This is a genomic window from Clostridium sp. Marseille-Q2269, assembly GCF_943736985.1.
In the GTDB taxonomy this organism is placed as follows: Bacteria; Bacillota; Clostridia; order Clostridiales; family Clostridiaceae; genus Clostridium_F.
Genome location: NZ_CALSFS010000003.1, coordinates 1 through 19,143, shown reverse-complemented (window position 1 = coordinate 19,143; position 19,143 = coordinate 1). Strand labels below are relative to the sequence as shown.

21 protein-coding genes and 1 tRNA gene are annotated in these 19,143 nt (G+C 28.7%); 5 read left to right on the top strand and 17 right to left on the bottom strand.

Translation table 11 applies throughout. From position 1 onward, the window contains the following. Positions 1-68: 68 nt before the first annotated feature. From NGI68_RS06110 to NGI68_RS06100, 3 genes are all read left to right on the top strand, one after another. Positions 69-500, top strand: coding sequence for a DMT family transporter (locus NGI68_RS06110; protein WP_251860616.1), 432 nt, complete (start codon positions 69-71; stop codon positions 498-500). Positions 501-680: 180 nt separating this feature from the next. Beyond that, positions 681-1,586 carry a selenium metabolism-associated LysR family transcriptional regulator gene (locus NGI68_RS06105; protein WP_251860615.1) on the top strand — a complete coding sequence of 302 codons (906 nt, stop codon included), beginning with the start codon at positions 681-683 and terminating at the stop codon, positions 1,584-1,586. Positions 1,587-1,674: 88 nt separating this feature from the next. Next, the gene (locus NGI68_RS06100) at positions 1,675-2,871 is read left to right on the top strand and encodes a S8 family serine peptidase (protein WP_251860614.1); all 1,197 of its coding nucleotides are present in this window, start codon (positions 1,675-1,677) and stop codon (positions 2,869-2,871) included. Between the two features lie 32 nt (positions 2,872-2,903). Here NGI68_RS06100 and NGI68_RS06095 read toward each other — a convergent pair whose 3' ends face one another. The 16 genes from NGI68_RS06095 to NGI68_RS06020 all read right to left on the bottom strand — a co-directional run bounded on the left by NGI68_RS06095 (position 2,904) and on the right by NGI68_RS06020 (position 16,824). Further along, positions 2,904-3,785 carry a LysR family transcriptional regulator gene (locus NGI68_RS06095; RefSeq protein WP_251860613.1) on the bottom strand — a complete coding sequence of 294 codons (882 nt, stop codon included), beginning with the start codon at positions 3,783-3,785 and terminating at the stop codon, positions 2,904-2,906. A gap of 29 nt (positions 3,786-3,814) precedes the next feature. Continuing rightward, complete coding sequence (locus tag NGI68_RS06090; protein WP_251860612.1) at positions 3,815-4,762, bottom strand: phosphoglycerate dehydrogenase; 948 nt, start codon at positions 4,760-4,762, stop codon at positions 3,815-3,817. Positions 4,763-4,871: 109 nt separating this feature from the next. Next, positions 4,872-5,711 carry an acetyl-CoA carboxylase carboxyltransferase subunit alpha gene (locus NGI68_RS06085; protein ID WP_251860611.1) on the bottom strand — a complete coding sequence of 280 codons (840 nt, stop codon included), beginning with the start codon at positions 5,709-5,711 and terminating at the stop codon, positions 4,872-4,874. Positions 5,712-5,757: 46 nt separating this feature from the next. Further along, positions 5,758-6,627 (bottom strand): acetyl-CoA carboxylase, carboxyltransferase subunit beta, encoded by an 870-nt coding sequence (gene accD, locus NGI68_RS06080; RefSeq protein WP_251860610.1) that lies wholly within the window; start codon positions 6,625-6,627, stop codon positions 5,758-5,760. 19 nt (positions 6,628-6,646) lie between these two features. Next, positions 6,647-7,993, bottom strand: a complete 1,347-nt coding sequence (locus NGI68_RS06075; protein WP_251860827.1) for an acetyl-CoA carboxylase biotin carboxylase subunit — start codon at positions 7,991-7,993, stop codon at positions 6,647-6,649. Between the two features lie 31 nt (positions 7,994-8,024). Then, the gene (gene fabZ, locus NGI68_RS06070; RefSeq protein WP_251860609.1) at positions 8,025-8,459 is read right to left on the bottom strand and encodes a 3-hydroxyacyl-ACP dehydratase FabZ; all 435 of its coding nucleotides are present in this window, start codon (positions 8,457-8,459) and stop codon (positions 8,025-8,027) included. A 19-nt stretch (positions 8,460-8,478) separates the two neighbouring features. Further along, on the bottom strand, positions 8,479-8,955 hold the full coding sequence (accB, locus tag NGI68_RS06065; protein ID WP_251860608.1) for an acetyl-CoA carboxylase biotin carboxyl carrier protein: 477 nt from the start codon (positions 8,953-8,955) through the stop codon (positions 8,479-8,481). Between the two features lie 2 nt (positions 8,956-8,957). Further along, on the bottom strand, positions 8,958-10,196 hold the full coding sequence (fabF, locus tag NGI68_RS06060; protein WP_251860607.1) for a beta-ketoacyl-ACP synthase II: 1,239 nt from the start codon (positions 10,194-10,196) through the stop codon (positions 8,958-8,960). 18 nt (positions 10,197-10,214) lie between these two features. Further along, the gene (gene fabG / locus NGI68_RS06055; protein WP_251860606.1) at positions 10,215-10,961 is read right to left on the bottom strand and encodes a 3-oxoacyl-[acyl-carrier-protein] reductase; all 747 of its coding nucleotides are present in this window, start codon (positions 10,959-10,961) and stop codon (positions 10,215-10,217) included. A 17-nt stretch (positions 10,962-10,978) separates the two neighbouring features. Continuing rightward, the gene (fabD, locus tag NGI68_RS06050; RefSeq protein ID WP_251860605.1) at positions 10,979-11,923 is read right to left on the bottom strand and encodes an ACP S-malonyltransferase; all 945 of its coding nucleotides are present in this window, start codon (positions 11,921-11,923) and stop codon (positions 10,979-10,981) included. Positions 11,924-11,943: 20 nt separating this feature from the next. After that, positions 11,944-12,870 (bottom strand): enoyl-[acyl-carrier-protein] reductase FabK, encoded by a 927-nt coding sequence (gene fabK, locus NGI68_RS06045; protein WP_251860604.1) that lies wholly within the window; start codon positions 12,868-12,870, stop codon positions 11,944-11,946. A gap of 121 nt (positions 12,871-12,991) precedes the next feature. Beyond that, positions 12,992-13,216, bottom strand: a complete 225-nt coding sequence (gene acpP / locus NGI68_RS06040) for an acyl carrier protein (protein ID WP_251860603.1) — start codon at positions 13,214-13,216, stop codon at positions 12,992-12,994. 42 nt (positions 13,217-13,258) lie between these two features. Continuing rightward, positions 13,259-14,239: a beta-ketoacyl-ACP synthase III gene (locus NGI68_RS06035; RefSeq protein ID WP_251860602.1), complete on the bottom strand. Its 981-nt coding sequence runs from the start codon at positions 14,237-14,239 to the stop codon at positions 13,259-13,261. After that, positions 14,239-14,712, bottom strand: coding sequence for a MarR family winged helix-turn-helix transcriptional regulator (locus NGI68_RS06030; protein WP_251860601.1), 474 nt, complete (start codon positions 14,710-14,712; stop codon positions 14,239-14,241). Before NGI68_RS06030 ends, NGI68_RS06035 begins: the two co-directional genes overlap by 1 nt. Positions 14,713-14,731: 19 nt before the next feature. Further along, positions 14,732-15,790 (bottom strand): NAD(P)H-dependent flavin oxidoreductase, encoded by a 1,059-nt coding sequence (locus NGI68_RS06025; RefSeq protein WP_251860600.1) that lies wholly within the window; start codon positions 15,788-15,790, stop codon positions 14,732-14,734. 98 nt (positions 15,791-15,888) lie between these two features. Further along, complete coding sequence (locus NGI68_RS06020) at positions 15,889-16,824, bottom strand: M23 family metallopeptidase (RefSeq protein WP_251860599.1); 936 nt, start codon at positions 16,822-16,824, stop codon at positions 15,889-15,891. Between the two features lie 179 nt (positions 16,825-17,003). Here NGI68_RS06020 and NGI68_RS06015 point away from each other — a divergent pair, with 179 nt between their 5' ends. Continuing rightward, positions 17,004-17,990: a DnaD domain protein gene (locus NGI68_RS06015; RefSeq protein ID WP_251860598.1), complete on the top strand. Its 987-nt coding sequence runs from the start codon at positions 17,004-17,006 to the stop codon at positions 17,988-17,990. Further along, complete coding sequence (locus tag NGI68_RS06010; RefSeq protein WP_251860597.1) at positions 17,983-18,960, top strand: ATP-binding protein; 978 nt, start codon at positions 17,983-17,985, stop codon at positions 18,958-18,960. The genes NGI68_RS06015 and NGI68_RS06010 overlap by 8 nt, the downstream gene beginning before the upstream one ends. 91 nt (positions 18,961-19,051) lie before the next feature. On the opposite strand, the gene NGI68_RS06005 is transcribed toward NGI68_RS06010, so the two are convergent. After that, positions 19,052-19,127, bottom strand: a tRNA-Thr gene (locus tag NGI68_RS06005). Positions 19,128-19,143: the final 16 nt, after the last annotated feature.

The following is a 19,143-nucleotide window of genomic DNA, read 5'->3' as shown; positions in this document are numbered from 1 at the left end:
TCCAATTTTTTTATATAATAATACCTTCCCTTATAGGAAAACCTACTAAAGCAAAGGAGGTTTTATATATGATGGGAATAATATACTCAATAATATCTGGTCTAGCTATGACTTTGCAAGGAGTTTTTAATACTCGTCTAGGAGATAAAATAGGTATGTGGGAAACAAATACCTTTGTTCAAGGAACTGGATTTATAATAACTATTATAATCTGGATGTTATTGGGAGATGGTAATTTTAAAAATATAAAAAATGCAAATAAATTATATTTATTAGGTGGAGCCTTGGGTGTCATTATAATTTATACTGTAATGAAAGGAATTGGATCTTTAGGTCCTACTTGTGCTATAGGTATAATATTAGTATCTCAACTTACCTCTGCAGGCATAATAGATGCTTTTGGTTTTTTTAATTCAGAAATTGTAAAATTTACTCCTCATAAAATTATAGGAGTTATAGTGATGCTAGCTGGTATAATTATATTTAAATGTAAAGGTTAAAATATTGTACACTATAAGAAATCTTTATCATTGTTATAACTTATATAAATAATACCTTTAGTATAGCTTACTAATATTAAATAAAATAAATAATCTATAGGAATGTTTTATTTGCTTTTACTTTAATATTACAAATTGTTATAATAAATATAACGTTATATCAATTTGGGAGGTAACTAAATGGATTTTAAACAAATAGAAGCTTTTATAAGTGTAGCTAAATATAAAAGTTTCTCTAAGGCAGCTAATTCTGTATTTTTATCACAGCCTGCTATAAGTTCTCATATAGCTACTTTAGAAAAAGAGCTTAGTGTACAACTTTTCGATAGAACTTCTAAAGAAGTTTTATTAACTCCTGCTGGTAATTCCTTCTTAAAATATGCATTAGAAATTCTAAATGCTCGTGATAAAGCAGTATGTTGCTTATCTAATTTTAATAATAATGTGTGTGGCAAATTAACTTTAACAGCTAGTAGTACTCCTTGTAATACAATAATACCAAGTCTAGTTAAAGGTTTTGAAAATAAATTTCCAGAAGTATCTTTTAATATACTGGAACAAAGTTCTGGAGAAGTAATAGAAAATTTATTAAACTTTAACTCAGAAATTGGTATTATTGGAGATCTAATAGGTGATGATAAAATAAAAACATATAAACTAGTAGAAGATAATTTAGTTTTAATATCTAATCCTAGCCTAAATATTCCTGATGAAATAACTACAGAAGATATACTAAAATATAAATTTGTACTTAGGAAAAAATCTTCAGCAACACGAAAAACTTTTGAAATCGGTTTGAAAAAATCTGGTATTGATCCATCTAACCTAGAAATCTGTTGTGAAGTAAATAATCTAGATACAATTTTTCAATTTGTAAAAACAGGTGTTGGAGTATCTGTAATTTCTGAAAAGGTTTATAATGGGTATCTAGGATTAAACTCTATCAAAAAAAGCAAAATAACAGATCTAACTTTGAAAAGAAGCCTCTACTTAGCAATATGTTCTAAAAGAACTCTCACTCCTACTGCTAAAGCCTTCTTTGATTTTTGCTTAGATTATTTTTATATACATAAAAGTAGTAAATAATTTTTACAGAAATATAATTTAAATATAGTAACAATATCATAGTGTCACTACTATAATATATATGTGATCATTTTAATTAGGAGTTTTTATGTTTTCTTTTAAAAGTAAGATAGAAGAAATTTTAAAAATAGCTATTAAAAATAAATATTATAAAAATTATAGAGTTCTTATTATTTGTACAAACCTTCAAAAAGATATTGAAAAAAAAGTTAAATTACACAAAGGCAAAGTAATAAGATCTATAATTTCATGTAATTGTATTTCTGCTCAGGTATCTCCTAAGGCTATTGAACGACTTTTGGAGTATCCTCAAGTATTATATATATGTTTAGATCCCTATGCTTATATATGTGCAAACAGTGTATCTGCATCTAATAATGTAACTATATCACAAAGATATTCTCTTACAGGACAAAACATTGGAATAGGAATTATAGATACAGGTGTATATCCTCATACTGATTTAATTAATCCTACCAATAGAATAAAGAAATTTTTAGACTTAATAAATGAATATACCTATCCTTATGATGATAATGGCCATGGCACATTTATATCTGGTATTATATCTGGTAATGGCTCTTTATCAGATGGCCTTTATAAAGGTATTTCCCCTAAAAGTCATTTATGCGTAGTTAAAGCTTTTGATAAACTAGGAAAAGGTTTTATATCTGACATACTATTTGGAATTGAAAATTTAATTAATATGAAAGAAGAATTTAATGTTAAAATTATTTGTCTTCCATTTGAGATTCCTTATATTAATCATAAAATATTAGACCTATTTTCTAAAATTTTTAAAATAGCTTTAAATAATAACATAGTAATTGTTGTACCTGCAGGTCACAACGGAAATAATGAAGGTTCTATAAAAGGAATTGCAACTTTAAAATCTTGTATAACTGTAGGAGGAATAGATACTACATCCTTTGAAAAAAAACCATACATCTACTCCTCTTCTGGTCCTTTTTCAAATATAGAAAAACCTGATTTAGCTGCAGCATCTGTGAATATATGTTCATTAAATTCTAATATCAATTACATCTCTGAAAAAATGGGTAGAAAAATATACCCTAAGCCTCTGGAAGAAGCCTATACTAATTTTACTGGAACTTCTTGTGCTGCTGCATATATAAGTGGGGTTTGTAGCTTATTATTTGAAAACAATAGTGAACTTAAATTTGAAGATATATTATCTTTAATGAAAGTATCTTGTACTCTCTTACCTTTTTCTAAATGGGTTCAAGGAGCTGGGCTTCTAGATATGAATAAACTTTTACCTTAAAAATATATAAAAAAGAGCATGAAGCTCTTTTTTTATATATTTTTAAAGGCAAACTTTATAAAAGTTTTTAATAAAATGGATAAAAACTTATCTTTATGATATATAAGAATAAGTTTTCTTTTTATTTCAAATTCTTTTAGCTTTGTCCACGATAATATGCCATTACTTATTTCATTTTTAATACATCTTTTAGATATACATGATATACCTAATCCAGCTTCTACAGCTTTCTTAATAGCTTCCGTATTCCCTAATTCAAAAGCTATATTATAATTTACATTATTGGCTGTCATATAACTTTCAAAGACTTCTCTTGTACCACTTCCCTTTTCCCTCATTATTATTTTTTCTTTATTTATTTCATTTATACTTATGTTACTTTTATTACTCCAAGGATGCTCTGGACTAGTTATAAAAACTAACTCATCATTACAAAAGTCTTCTTTTATAATTTCTTCATTATACACAGGACCCTCTACAAAAGCAAAATCAATACTATTATCTAATATCATATCACTTATCAGTTTAGTATTTTCTATAGCTATACATGTATCTATACCCTTATATTCCTTTGTAAACTTACCTATTATATCTGGCAAAATATATATACCTATAGTAGTACTAGCTCCTATTTTAAGCTTTCCTGTTTTTAGACTGTCCATATCCTTAAGACTTCTTATAGCATCATCATACATATTTAAAATTCTTCTTACATAATTTAAAAAAATTTCTCCCTCATTTGTTAAATATAATCTTCTGTTTATTCTATCAAATAATTTTACTCCTAGTTCATTTTCTAACTCTAATATAGTTTGACTAACTGCTGGTTGACTGATATATAATTTTTCTGCTACCTCTGTCATATTAAGTTTTTCTGCTACTTCATAAAATATTGAAAGTTTTCTTTTATTCATAAAATCACCTTAGTTTATACCTTTAAATTTTAATAACCCCTATTCATATTAACAACATTATTCAATTGTAGTTGTTCTTTATAATTTTTTAAATTTTTATATATTACATCAAATCTTCTAATATGTCTTTTTTCTGAAATCCAAGAATTATGGGGAGTTATTATAACATTATCTAATAACCATATAGGATTTTCTTTATCTAAAGGCTCTTTTTCAAATACATCTAATGCTGCTCCATTTATTTTTCCTGATTTTAAAATTTCTATAAGTTTCTTTTCATCCACAATAGTTCCTCTTGATATATTTATAAATAATGCTCCCTCTTTCATACTATTTAATATATTTTTATCTACTAAATTTTCTGTTTCCTTTGTATAAGGTATGCTTACAACTAAAACATCACACTCCGAAACCATTTCTTTCATACTATCTTTAGGATAACATTTGTTAAAATACTCCACATCTCTTCCCTTGGTATTAACCCCTAATATATTAACCTCAAATGCTGAAAATCTCTTAGCTGCTTCCTTGGCAATATTTCCAGTGCCTATAAAACCTACAGTTTTACCATATAATTCTAATAAACTGTTATCTACTTTCCAAACATTCTTCTGTTGTTTTTCATAAAATTTCTTACTGTTTTTTAAAAGTTCTAATGTCTTTAGCACAATCCATTCTGCTATTGGTATAGAATATCCCCCACTGTTATTAGTGACTATAATATTATTATTTAAAACAACTTCTTTAGGCACTTGATCTACACCTGTACTGGAAAGCTGTATCCATTTTAAATTTTTCATAAGAGATATATCTAAAGTACTAAAAGGATTGTAACAAACTAAAACTTCTGTATCTTCTAAGTGATTTTCATATTGCATTTTCTTTTCATTTATTATAGTTATATCATAACCTAAATCCTCTATTTTTTTCATATTTTCTCTACCATAATCATAAGTAAATAATGCCTTTATATTCATTAGTATGCCTACCTTCTTTCTAATTTAATAATTTAGAGTTAACTCTGATTTTATCATTAATATATTGAAGATTCAATTAACTTAATATTTTAAAAAAAGTATTTAGTGATTATTCACTAAATACTCCCATATTTCTAAATTTGTTATATCTTTTTTCTAAAATCTTATTCATAGAATCTTCTTTTAATACATTTATTTCATCTATAATATTTTTTCTTATAGTTTCTGCCATTTTATTTAAGTTTTTATGTGCTCCCCCTGCTGGTTCCTTTATAATTTTATCTATTATACTAAATTCTTTTAAATCCTCTGCTGTAATTTTCATAACTTCTGCTGCTTCTTTTGCTTTAGATGCATCTTTCCATAATATACTAGCAAAACCTTCTGGTGATAGTATAGAATATATGGAGTTTTCTAACATAATAACCCTATCTGCCACACCTAAAGCCAATGCTCCACCACTTCCGCCTTCTCCTATGAATATGGATAAAGTTATAGTCTTTAGTCTAGCCATTTCTAATAGATTTCTTGCTATTGCTTCTCCTTGTCCTCTCTCTTCTGCATCTATACCACAAAATGCTCCAGGTGTATCTATAAAACACACAATTGGCCTTTTAAATTTTTCTGCTTGTTTCATTATTCTTAAAGCTTTTCTATACCCTTCAGGCTTAGGCATACCAAAATTTCTTTTTATATTATCTTTTGTATTTTTACCCTTTTGTTGCGCAACTATTGTTACACTTCTATTATTTAATAATCCTATACCACATACTATAGATTCATCATCTCTAAAGGATCTATCTCCGTGTAATTCTATAAAATCATCAAATATTATATTTATATAATCTAAAGCTGTAGGTCTTTCTTTTAATCTAGCCAATGTTACCCTTTGCCAAGGATTTTTAGAAGCATATTTTTTTACATTATGAATCAAGTTTTTATCTTCCATATTTATATCTCCAATCTAAATTAAAAGCTAATATTGATATATAATCTTAAAAAGAACTCTGATGCATATTAATAAGTTTGGATAAAACCTTTCTTAAATCAGATCTTGGAACTATTTTATCAATAAAACCATGTTCTAATAAGAATTCTGATTTTTGAAAATCATCCGGCAACTTTTCATTTATGGTTTGTTCTATTACTCTCTTACCTGCAAATCCTATCAAAGCATCAGGCTCAGCAAGTATTATATCACCAAGCATAGCAAAACTAGCTGTAACCCCTCCTGTTGTTGGATCTGTCAACACACATATATATAATAATCCTTCTTCATCTAATTTTGCTAATGCAGAACTAATTTTAGCCATCTGCATTAAAGAAAATATGCCTTCTTGCATTCTGGCTCCACCAGATACAGTAAATATTATAACTGGTAATCTTAATTCTATAGCTCTTTCTATGGCTCTAGTTATCTTTTCTCCTACAACAGAACCCATGCTTCCCATCATGAACCTACCATCCATTATACATACTACAGCTTCCATACCAGCTATTTTACCTTTTCCTGTAGTTACAGCTTCATTTAAATCTGTTTTTTCTTTCATATTTTGTATTTTACTATCATAGCCTTCAAATTCTAAAGGATTCTCTGTTTTAATTTGTAAATCCCATTCTTTAAAAGTATCTTGATCAAATAAATATTTTATTCTCTCTTTAGCACCTATTCTAAAATGATTTCCACATAAATTACAAACCATATAATTCTTGTCTAAATCATTTTGATATAGTATTTCTCCACATTTATTACATTTAACCCACATTCCATCTGGAATAGTAGGAGTATTTTCTCTTTTATGTTCTTGTGTATTCTTTGGTTTTACCGTTATATATTGAGTTTTTCTAAATAAATTTTTTAACATATACGTCCCCCTGACTATACTAATTATCAGTTAGCATTTTTTCTATATATTTTGTAGTGTATTCTCCATTTATAAAGTTTTCATCCTCTAATATAAGAAATTGAAAATCTATATTAGTATTTACACCTTCTATAATAAATTCTCCTAATGCTCTTTTCATAATTTGTATAGTTTCTTCTCTATCTCTTCCATAAGCTATAAGCTTACCTATCATAGAGTCATAGTATGGAGGTATTGTATATCCTGAATATACTGAACTATCTAATCTTACACCTAAACCTCCTGGGGTGTATAAATTCTCTATCTTTCCTGGGCAAGGTCTGAATCCATTTTTATAATCTTCTGCATTTATTCTACATTCTATAGCATGACCCTTTATTTTTATATCTTTCTGTTTTACCTTTAATTTTTTTCCATAAGCTATCTTTATTTGTTCTTTTAAAATATCTATTCCTGTTACCATTTCTGTTATTGGATGTTCCACTTGTATTCTTGTATTCATTTCCATAAAATAAAAACTACCATCTTCATCTAATAAAAATTCTATAGTTCCTGCATTCTTATATCCTACAGCCTTTGCTGCTCTTACTGCAACTTCCCCCATTTCCTTTCTTAATTCTTCAGTCATTCTTGGAGATGGAGCCTCTTCTAAAACCTTTTGATTTCTTCTTTGAAGTGAGCAATCTCTTTCACCTAAATGAACTATATTGCCATAGTTATCTCCTAATATCTGAAATTCTATATGTCTTGGATTTGTTATGAATTTTTCCACATACATACTATCATCACCAAAGGCACCTTTTGCTTCAGACTTAGCAGTATTAAATGCTTTTACCATATTGTCTTTTGAATGAACTATTCTTATTCCACGACCACCACCGCCGGCTGAAGCTTTAACTACTACAGGATATCCTATTTTTTCTGCTATATCTAAGGCTTCCTCTTCATTATGTATTACTCCATCGGAACCTGGTACAACAGGTACTCCTGCCTTTATCATTATCTCTCTAGCGTTGGATTTATTCCCCATTTTATCTATAGTATCACTATCTGGTCCTATAAAAACTATATTACACTCTTTACACATATTGGCAAATTTACTATTCTCAGATAGGAACCCAAAACCAGGATGGATAGCCTGTGATCCTGTTAATACAGTAGCACTTATTATATTATACATATTTAAATAACTATCCTTTGAAGATGGAGGTCCTATGCAAACTGCCTCATCTGCTAATTGAACATGAAGTGCATCTTTATCCGCTTCTGAATATATAGCTACGGTCTCTATTCCCATTTCTCTACAGGCTCTAATTGTTCTAACAGCAATCTCACCTCTATTAGCCACAAGTATTTTTTTAAACACTGCTATCTTCTCCCTCTCTATTTTCATAAATTTAGTTTCCTATTACAAATAATAATTCTGCTTCTGCTGCCACCTTACCATCTACAGTTGCTACAGCTTTACCTACTCCTGCAACACCTTTTATTTTAGTAAGCTCTATACTAAGTTTCAAAACATCTCCAGGTATTACTTTTTTTCTAAACTTAGCCTTATTTATTCCTCCAAAATAAGCTATTTTACCTTTAAATTCTTCTTTGCTTAAAATAGCCACAGCTCCAACCTGTGCTAGGGCCTCTATAATTAAAACTCCAGGCATTACTGGTTCTTCAGGAAAATGTCCATTGAAAAAATATTCATTAGCTGTAACATTTTTATATCCAACTGCACTTTTTCCTTCTTCTAATTCAGTTATTTTATCTACTAATAAAAATGGGTATCTATGTGGAATAATCTTTTTTATTTCATTTATGTCTAAGAATTTTTCCATGAAAACTTCTCCTTTATTATTATAGTGGCTTTATCTTAAATAAAGCTTCTCCGTATTGAACCATATCTCCATCCTGTGGTAATACAGCTACTACTTCTCCATCTACTTCAGATTCTATTTCATTCATAACTTTCATAGCTTCAACTATACAAACTATATCTCCCTTTTTAACCTTATCTCCTACTTTTACATAAGATTCTTTTCCTGCTCCTGGTGATCCATAAAAAGTTCCTACTATAGGGGATACTATTTCTATAATATTCTCTTCAGTAAATACTTCTATCTTTTTCTCATCTTTGGGTAAATCTAATTTTTTTTCTTCTATTATAACAACTTTATCTTCTTTTTCACATTCTTCAGGCGAAATTTCTTGTTTATAAATTTTTTTACTTTCCTTTTGCATTCTTATAAATATACCATTATATTCTATATCCATAGAATATAGATTAGAATCACTCATAGCTTTTATTAAACTTTCAATCCCTTTAAAGTCCATTTCTATTCACCCCATTTTTTTAATAATATTACTGCATTATGTCCTCCAAAACCTAAAGAATTAGACATAGCATAGTTTATTGTTTTATTTCTTCCACCAGAGGTTACGTAGTCTAAATCGCATTCTTCATCTTTAAACTTGTATCCTACTGTAGCTGGTATATATCCTTCTTCCAAAGATTTTGCACATATTATAGCTTCAACCGCTCCAGCTGCCCCTAATAAATGTCCTATCATAGATTTTGTAGAACTTACGGGTATATTGCATGAATAATCTTCAAATACTCTTTTAATAGCTTCTGTTTCAAATTTATCATTATATTGAGTACTAGTTCCATGAGCATTTATATAAGATACTTCCTCTTTATTTATACCTGCTTCTTTTATAGCAAGTTCCATTGCCCTTGCAGCGCCTTCTCCACCTGGTGCTGGAGATGTCATATGATAAGCATCGCAAGTAGCTCCATATCCAACAACTTCTCCATAAATTTTAGCTCCTCTATCTAGTGCATGGTCTAATGATTCTAATATTAATATTCCTGAACCCTCACCCATAACAAATCCATCTCTTTCTTTATCAAAAGGTATAGATGCTCTGTTAGGATCTGTACTTTTGCTCAAAGCTGTAAGAGTTGTAAATCCAGCTATAGCTATAGGAGTAATTGATGCTTCTGTACCCCCAGCAATCATTATATCAGCTTCTCCATGTTTTATAACTCTAAAAGCTTCTCCTACACAGTTAGTTCCTGTGGCACAAGCTGTAACTACTGTATTACATATAGCCTTAGCACCAAATCTAATAGCTATATTTCCAGCTGCCATATTACTTATTATTGTTGGTATAAATAATGGACTTACTCTATTAGGCCCTTTTTCTAATAATTTTTGTTCTTCTTTTTCTATAGTAGATAATCCACCAATACCAGATCCTACTATGACACCGAATCTTTCTTTGTTTATTTTATCTAGATCTAACTTACTACTATCAACAGCTTGCTGTGCTGCTGCTATAGCAAATTGACAGAATCTATCTAATCTTCTTGCTTCCTTTTTATCCATATATTTTTCTGGAGCAAAATCTTTAACCTCTGCTGCTAACTTAACTTTATAATCCTCTGTATTAAAAGATGTTATATTATCTATTCCTACTTTTTCTTCTTTTATGCTATTCCAAAATTCTTCAAGGCTATTTCCTATAGGTGTAATAGCACCCATTCCAGTTATAACTACTCTTTTATTCATATTATTCACCTCTTTTTACTAAATAATCATTCCACCATCTACATGTAATACTTGCCCTGTTATATATGAAGCTTTATCTGAAGCTAAAAATCCTACTGCTTCTGCCACATCTTCTGGCGTTCCTAATGTTTTAAGTGGAAGTACATCTTCTATAGATTTTTTTACTTTTTCTGATAATGCATCTGTCATATCTGTTTTTATATAGCCTGGGGCCACTGCATTTACAGTTATTCCTCTACTGCCAAGTTCTTTAGCTAATGTTTTGGTTATACCTATTACACCCGCTTTAGCTGCTGCATAATTACATTGTCCTGCATTTCCAGCAACTCCAACTACAGATGAAATATTTATTATTTTTCCAGATCTTTGTTTAAGCATAATAGGGGCTATATGTTTGCTACAATTGTATACACCTTTTAAATTAACACTAATTACTTTATCAAAATCTTCTTCCGTCATTCTTAATATTAAAGCATCTTTTGTTATTCCTGCATTGTTTATAAGTACATCTATACTACCAAATTTCTCTTTTGCTTCATCAGCTATTTTTTTACAATCTTCAAAAGAACTTACATCCCCTTGGACAACTAAAGTTTGTACTTCATATTCTTTAATTTCTTCTATTAGAGTATCTATTTCATCAGCACTTTTTCTATAATTTAGTACTAAATTAGCACCCATAGATGCTAATTTTTTAGCTATTGCTCTTCCTATACCTCTACTAGCTCCTGTTACTATTGCAGTTTTACCCTGTAAACATTTCATATTATTACCTAACTCTCCTAACTATTTATTGTTTTTAATGTTTCTATTGTTTTATTAAGTGAATCCATATCTTCTACATTTAATATATTTACTTTTCTATTTATTTTCTTAACAAAACCTGATAAAACTTTTGAAGGACCTATTTCTATAAAAGTATCTACTCCAAAATCTATCATTGTTTTTATAGAATCTTCCCAAAGTACAGTACTCATAACCTGCTTTTTAAGTAAATCTTTTATTTTATTTGTATCTGTTACAAAATCTCCTGTAACATTTGTTATAAATGGAACTTCTATAGATTTAAGTTCTACCTTCTGTAACTCTTCATACAATTTTTCTCCAGCTTCCTTTAACATAATGCTATGAAATGGCCCACTAACACTAAGTTTTACACACTTTAGTGCTCTTTTTTCTTTTGCTATGTCACAAGCCTTTTCTACTGCTGTTATTTCCCCGGAAATAACAATCTGTCCTGGGCAATTAATATTTGCTATTTGAACTATTCCTATATCTTTTACACTTTCACAAATTTCCTTAACAACTTCTCTTTTAAGTCCTATTATAGCTGCCATAGTACCAACACCATTAGGTACAGCATTTTCCATATATTGTCCTCTTTTTCTTACCAAATAAACTGCCTTTTCAAAATCTATAACCTTACTGCAAACCAAAGCTGAATACTCGCCTAAACTTAAACCTGCTGTAATATGTGGTTTTATACCATGCTTTTCTAAAGCTACCATTGCAGCCATGCTAAGAGTTAATATTGCGGGTTGAGTATTCTCTGTCTTATCTATTTCTTCCTTTGGACCTTCAAAACATATTTTAGTTAATGGTATTTGTAATACTTGTTCTGCTATATTAAATATTTCTCTACATTCAGGAATAGTTTCGTATAGCTCTTTACCCATACCTACATATTGAGCTCCTTGACCTGAGAATATGAAAGCTATTTTTGACATAATATCCTCCAAAATAAATATTATTTGTAACCTAAAAGTTTATAGGCTTCATTAAACATTTCATTTATAATTTCATCACAAGTTTGTTCTTTATTTATAAGTCCTGCAATTTGACCTGCCATAACAGAGCCATTATCAACATCTCCATCTTTTGCAGCCTTGCTTAATGCTCCCCTGCCTAGTTCTTCAAGCTTTTCTACTGGTGCACCTTCTTTTTCTAGTATTTGAAATTTTCTTGATAACTTATTTCTTATAATTCTAACTGGATGACCTGTTGCCCTACCTGTAACTTGTGTATCTATTTCTTTAGCTTTTATAACCTTATCTTTATAATTTTGATGCACAGTACATTCTTTTGCTACTAAAAATCTAGTACCTACTTGAACAGCATCTGCTCCTAACATAAAACTAGCTGCTATACCTCTTCCGTCTCCGATTCCTCCTGCTGCTATAACAGGTATATTTACAGCATCTACTATCTGTGGTATTAAAGCCATTGTTGTTAGTTCACCTACATGTCCACCAGATTCGCAACCTTCTGCTATTATAGCATCTACTCCAGCCTTTTCCATTCTCTTAGCCAAAGCTATAGATGGAACTACAGGTATAACTGTTATGCCATGTTCTTTCCATTTCTTTATATACTTACCTGGATTACCAGCTCCTGTAGTAACCACTTTTACTCCTTCGTCACAAACCATTTGAGCTATTTCATCAGCTGTCTCTGCTAAAAGCATTATATTTACACCAAAAGGCTTATCTGTTAATTCTTTTGCCTTTCTTATTTCCTGTCTAACCCATTCAACTGGTGCATTTCCTGTTATTATTCCAAGGCCTCCTGCATTAGAAACTGCTGCGGCTAATGAGCTATCAGCAATCCACGCCATTCCACCTTGAATAATAGGATATTTTATTCCAACCATACGAGAAAATATGGATTCTTTCATAGTTTTAAATCCTCCCTAGAAATTTTAAATCTGTAGTTTATTACTAAATATTTATGTTATATATCTAAATGGCTTTTTAATTTTATGGACCATCATAGATGGTCCTCTTTTTTATTCTTTTTTATTTTTCTATTTTACTTTCAACATATTTTACTGCTTCTTCTACAGTTCTTATTTTTTCTGCTTCTTCTACTTGTATATCGAAGGCTTCTTCTATTTCTATTATTATCTGAAATAAATCAAGAGAATCTACTCCTAAATCTTCAAATGATGTTTCTAATTTAACTTCACCCTCATCTAAATCTAATTGTTCTACTATAATTTCTTTAACTTTTTCAAATACCATAATTATTGTTCCTCCTAAATTTATATTTATTTTATTTTTAAATTAGACACTCCATGAAATGGCCACTCCACCAAATGTTAAGCCACCACCAAATCCTACTAAAATAATTTTATCTTCCTTATTTAGTAAGCCTTTTTTATTAGCCTCATCTAAAGCTATAGGTATACTAGCTGCAGATGTGTTGCCATATTTATCTAAATTCATATAAAACTTATCTCTACTTGTATTAAGTTTTTTAGCAGTATACTCTATTATTCTAGAATTAGCTTGATGGGATATAATATACTTAATTTCACTTAAATCCCATTTAGTCTTTTCTTGTATATTACAAATAGTTTCACTCATTGCCCCTACTGCAAATCTAAATATTTCCTTACCATTCATCTTTATAAATTTATTATTTATAAATTCATTATCTTTACTAAGAATATTATTTACTTCTAAAGCTCCACAAGTAAGATGTTCGCCTTTTAATCCATTTGATCCAGAATGAAAGTCTAATATTCCTTCTTCTTTAGTTTTACTTAATACAGCGGCACCTGCTCCATCTCCAAATAGTACACAAGTATTTCTATCTTCCCAGTCAACTATTTTAGATAAATTTTCGGCCCCTATTACTAAAGCTTTACTTCTAGAACTACTTTTTAACATAGAGCAAGCAATTTCAAGACCATATATAAAGCCTGAACAAGCTGCTGATATATCAAAGCATAAGGCATTTATAGCTCCTATCTCTTTTTGAACACTGCAAGCCGTAGATGGCATAAAATTATCTGGAGTTAATGTAGCAACTATTATTAAATCTAAATCTTCAACATTTATATTGGCATTTTTTATAGATTCCTTTGCAGATTCTGTGGCCATATAAATAGTAGTTTCTCCTTTAGAGATTCTTCTCTCGGATATACCCGTTCTACTTTTTATCCATTCATCACTGGTATCTACTATAGTTGATAAAAAATCATTAGTAATAATATTATTAGGTACATAACTTCCAGTTCCAATAATGCTAATATTACTCATTATTTTTCTCCCTTATTAATATATTTTTTCAAAGCATATTTTTCCTTGAAAAAATTATTTAGTTTATCCAAGGATTTTATAAGTACTGTTTCCTCTTCTTTTGTTAATCCTTCTATGGTAGCCCTAATCATATCACTATGAAATTTATCATGAATTCTATATGCCAGTTTACCTTTTTTAGTTAATTTAATTTGAACAATTCTTCTATCTTCTTCACATCTTTTTCTTGTTACATACTCTTTTTTAGCAAGATTATTTGCTGCAGTAGTTAAAGTTCCTACAGTTATTCCTAAATCCATAGCTACCTGTGACATACTTTTAGATTCATACATACCGATTGCCTCAATGGTGTGTATCTCTGTAACAGATATATCTTTAAATAAACCAGATTGTAATGCTTGCTGTTCAATGGTTAATATATCATTAAATGTATCTACTAAAAGTGAATTTAAAACATTTATTGATTTACTCAAAAAATCACCACTTCTCTTCTTATATATTTTCTGTCAACTCTCTTATTAAATCTTTTACGGTAGTAATTTTATCTATTTTATATCCATTACTTCCTGTAAATATTAATCCCTCTTCTAAATTTCCTTTTACTGATTCTATCAATGCTTTAGATATACAATAAGGAGTTTCTTTAGGGTTACAACTTTTTAAGCAATTAAAGCAAAACTCTGGATTTATTCTTCCATTACATACTTTATCTACAAAACTATTTTTCATAGCTCTTCCTGGCAATCCTACAGGGCTTTTAATTATTTTTATATCTTCTTTTTTACAATCAACAAAAGCTTTTTTAAAATTAATGTGTGCATCACACTCTTCTGTGGCTATAAATCTTGTGGCCATTTGCACACCACTAGCTCCCAAATCTATAAAATTTTTTATATCATCTTTATCATATATTCCTCCTGCTGCTACTACAGGTATATCAATACTAAATTCATTCTCATAAATTTTTACTTCCTCTAAAACATCCTTTAAAATATCTTCTAAATTAACCTTTTCACCACTTAAGTCATCATACTTAAATCCAAGATGACCACCTGCTAATGGTCCTTCTACAATTATTAGATCAGGTAATTTGTCATATTTTTTTATCCATTGTTTTATTATTATAGTTGCAGCTTTTCTTGAAGAAACTATAGGGGCTATTTTAATATGGCTATCTTTTGTGTACTTTGGTAATTTTAATGGTAATCCAGCTCCAGAAATTATTATATCTATTTTTTCTTCTAAACAAATATTAACTAATTCTTCATAATTATTCATAGCCACCATTATATTTACACCAAGAATTCCATCAGGAGATAATTCTCTTGCTTTTCTTATTTCCATTCTTAATGCTCTCATATTAGCTTCTTTAGTATTTGTTCTAAAGTCCCATTCTCTATATCCTATTTGAGCCGCAGATATTACTCCTATAGCTCCGTTATTTGCTACTGCAGCTGCTAAATTGTATCCTGATACACCTACACCCATACCACCTTGAATTATGGGTATATTAGAAATTAAATTTCCTATCTTTAAAGGTTCAAACCCCATTTATTCTTCTCCTCACTTTTTTGATAGTCAAATATTTTGATAGTCAAAGTATATAATAAAAAAATATCACTGTCAATCTTAGCGATATTTTTTCATTATTATTTTACATATATTGCTGGATTACAGGGTTCATTATTTTTTCTTACTTCAAAGTGTAGATGAGGACCTGTACTTCTTCCTGTACTACCTACTTCCCCTATCTTTTCTCCTTTTTTAACATATTTATCAATTTCAACATTTAACTTGCTACAATGTGCATATATAGTAGTAAGTTCAGAATTATGTTTTATCTTTATAACCTTCCCATATCCTTCTTGCCATCCAGAGTATATAACTTTACCATCTAAGCTGGAATAAATAGCGGTACCACTAGCAGCTCCTATATCTATTCCTTTATGGAATCTACCCCATCTTTTACCAAATTTAGATGTTATACATCCATTGGCTGGCATTTTTAAGATCATTGTTTCACCTGAAACGCCTCTTGAAAGCCTTTTACTATTCATAAAATTCTTTAAATTTTGGGACTGAGATATATTTTTTATAAGATCATCTGGAGTATTTACATCTTGAACTTTTAACATTTCCTCTTTTATTTTTATATCATCTATAATATTTATGGAATATTTTTTAATTATTAATTTATTTAAATCTTGCAATTCTTTTTTAGTTAATAAAGTTCCTATAAATTCATCTCCTAATTTTATTTTAAAAGCTTTTACTTTTATATTTGAGTTTTCTAATATAGATTTTTTTATAAAATCATTACTTGTAAATATATCTCCATTTACTCTTATATTCTTAAAATCTATATTATTGTTTATGTTTAATTTAAATCTTTCTTTTGTATTATTTTTTACTTCCTTATATATTTTATTAAAATCTTGTTTATTTTTTACATAGGCTACAGGCTTATTATTTATTACTACCTCATAGGCGTTAGGTCTAGTATGAATATAACCATAGGCCATTATGAAAAAGGTAACCCCTATAGAAAATAGTAAAATAAATCTCTTCCATATACTCTTACTCAAAATATCACCCTTTTTAATTTTTATAAAATATAGACTTTAGTATTCCCTAATTATTATGTTTTATAACTATAAATATTATTTCCATAATTAGCTTGGAATACACCTATCATTGTAATAATATTTATAGTTTGATATAATTAATTAATGTGAATAATAATCAAAAGGTAGGTGATACACCTTTGAGTACTTTTGTATTTAAGAATAGCAATTGGAACTATACTCCTGTAAGTAACATTTTCATAGATAAATTTATGCCGAAAGCCCGAGGAGAATTCGTAAAAGTATATCTTCTAGGGCTAAAATATTGTATGTCAGGGGAAATAGGTGTAAGCTCTGAGATAATAGCTAGTACATTACATTTATTACAAACTGACGTAATGAATGCTTGGAACTTCTGGAACGATGAAGGGGTAATAAAAATACAACCTATAGATAATATGGGCAATTATAATATAGAATTTTTAACTTTAGAAGATAGTCCAATCTCTCAAGATAACATAAATTTGCTAGAAGAATTAAATAATAACTCTGTAAAAGATATGCTTCAAGATATAGAAAAACTTTTGTCTAGACCTTTATCCTCTAAAGAAATGACTGTATATATAGAATGGATAAAAGATTATAATTTTTCTCCTGAAATAATATTATTATTAATTCAATATTGTGTCTCTAAAGGAAAAACTGACTGGCGATACATAGAAAAAATAGCTTTAGGCTGGTTTGATGCTAAAATACAAACTATAGATGATGCCCAAATGTATATAAAAAAACATGAAGATAAATGGGTTAAAATAAGAAAAATACTAAATTATTTAGGAGCAAAAGATGGAGAAATAATGAAACCTCAAGAAGAAATTCTAGACAAATGGATCAATATATATAGCTTCCCTTTAGATGTGATCTTTAAAGCCTGTGATATCTGCTTTCAAAGAATAAATAAAGGTGACTTTAGATATATTGATGGAATATTAAATAGTTGGCATAAAGAGGGTTTAAAAACATTAGATGATGTTACATTAAAAGATAACAGTAAAAAAACATACAAAAAAGATAATAAAACCTATAGTCCTCCTGTTAAAAAAGATAAATTTAATGATTTCGAACAAAGAAATTATGATTTTAAAGAATTAGAAAAAAAATTATTAGGATGGGATAACAATGATTAAGGGTTATAAATCAGAAATCCTAAAAGAATATGAAAAGATTAGAGAAGAAGAATCCTTAGCTTTAAAAAATAGAAGAAAAGAAATAGAAAAAAGATTACCTGAAGTAATAAAAATCGAAGAAGAAATAGCTAAACTTTCTATAGAAATGTCTATAAATATATTAAAAAATCCTGATAAATCAGAACAATATATTCATATTATAAAAAATAAAATAACAGATTTAAGAATAAAGAAATCTGAACTTCTAGTTAGTAACGATTATGACATGAATTTTTTAGAAATTAATTATCACTGTAATAAATGTAAAGATACAGGTTATGTTAATAATAAAAAATGTTCCTGTTATAAGCAAAAACTAATAAAATTATATTATAAAGATTCAGATTTAAAACATATACTTAATACAAATAATTTTAGCAATTTTAATTTTGAATATTTCACCAATGAAAAAACGGATTTTCATTCTGATACACCAAAAAAAAATATAGAAAAAATATTAAATAAAATGTGGCATTTTATAGAAACCTTTAATAGTACAGATGAGAACTTTATGTTTATTGGTACCCCTGGTACAGGGAAAACATTCCTATCTAATTGTGTTGCTAAGGAATTATTAGATAGAGGCCATTTTGTGGTTTACCGTACTGCTGATGAACTAATACAAAATTTAAAAACTATTAGATTTACTAATAATAAACACTTAGAAGATATTCTTATAAATTGTGATTTACTTATAATAGATGATTTAGGTACAGAATCTATAAACGAATTTTCAAAAGTAGAATTATTCAACTTCATAAACAAAAAACTACTCATAAGGAAAAAAATGATAGTATCATCAAACTACAGCATAGAGATGATTCTAAAAAATTACTCTGAGAGAATATCTTCCAGACTTCTTGGTAGCTTTACATTATGTAAATTTTATTGTGATGATATCAGAATTCAAAAAAATATACAAAACAAATAAAGTAGCTAGATTTCTAGCTACTTTATTTTATATGTATAATAAATAATAAAAACTATATACAATCACCTTTGAAAGCATATAGTTCTTTGACTGGAGCTGGCAATAGGAATCGAACCTACAACCTGCTGATTACAAGTCAGCTGCTCTGCCAATTGAGCCATGCCAGCATATAGCATGTATATT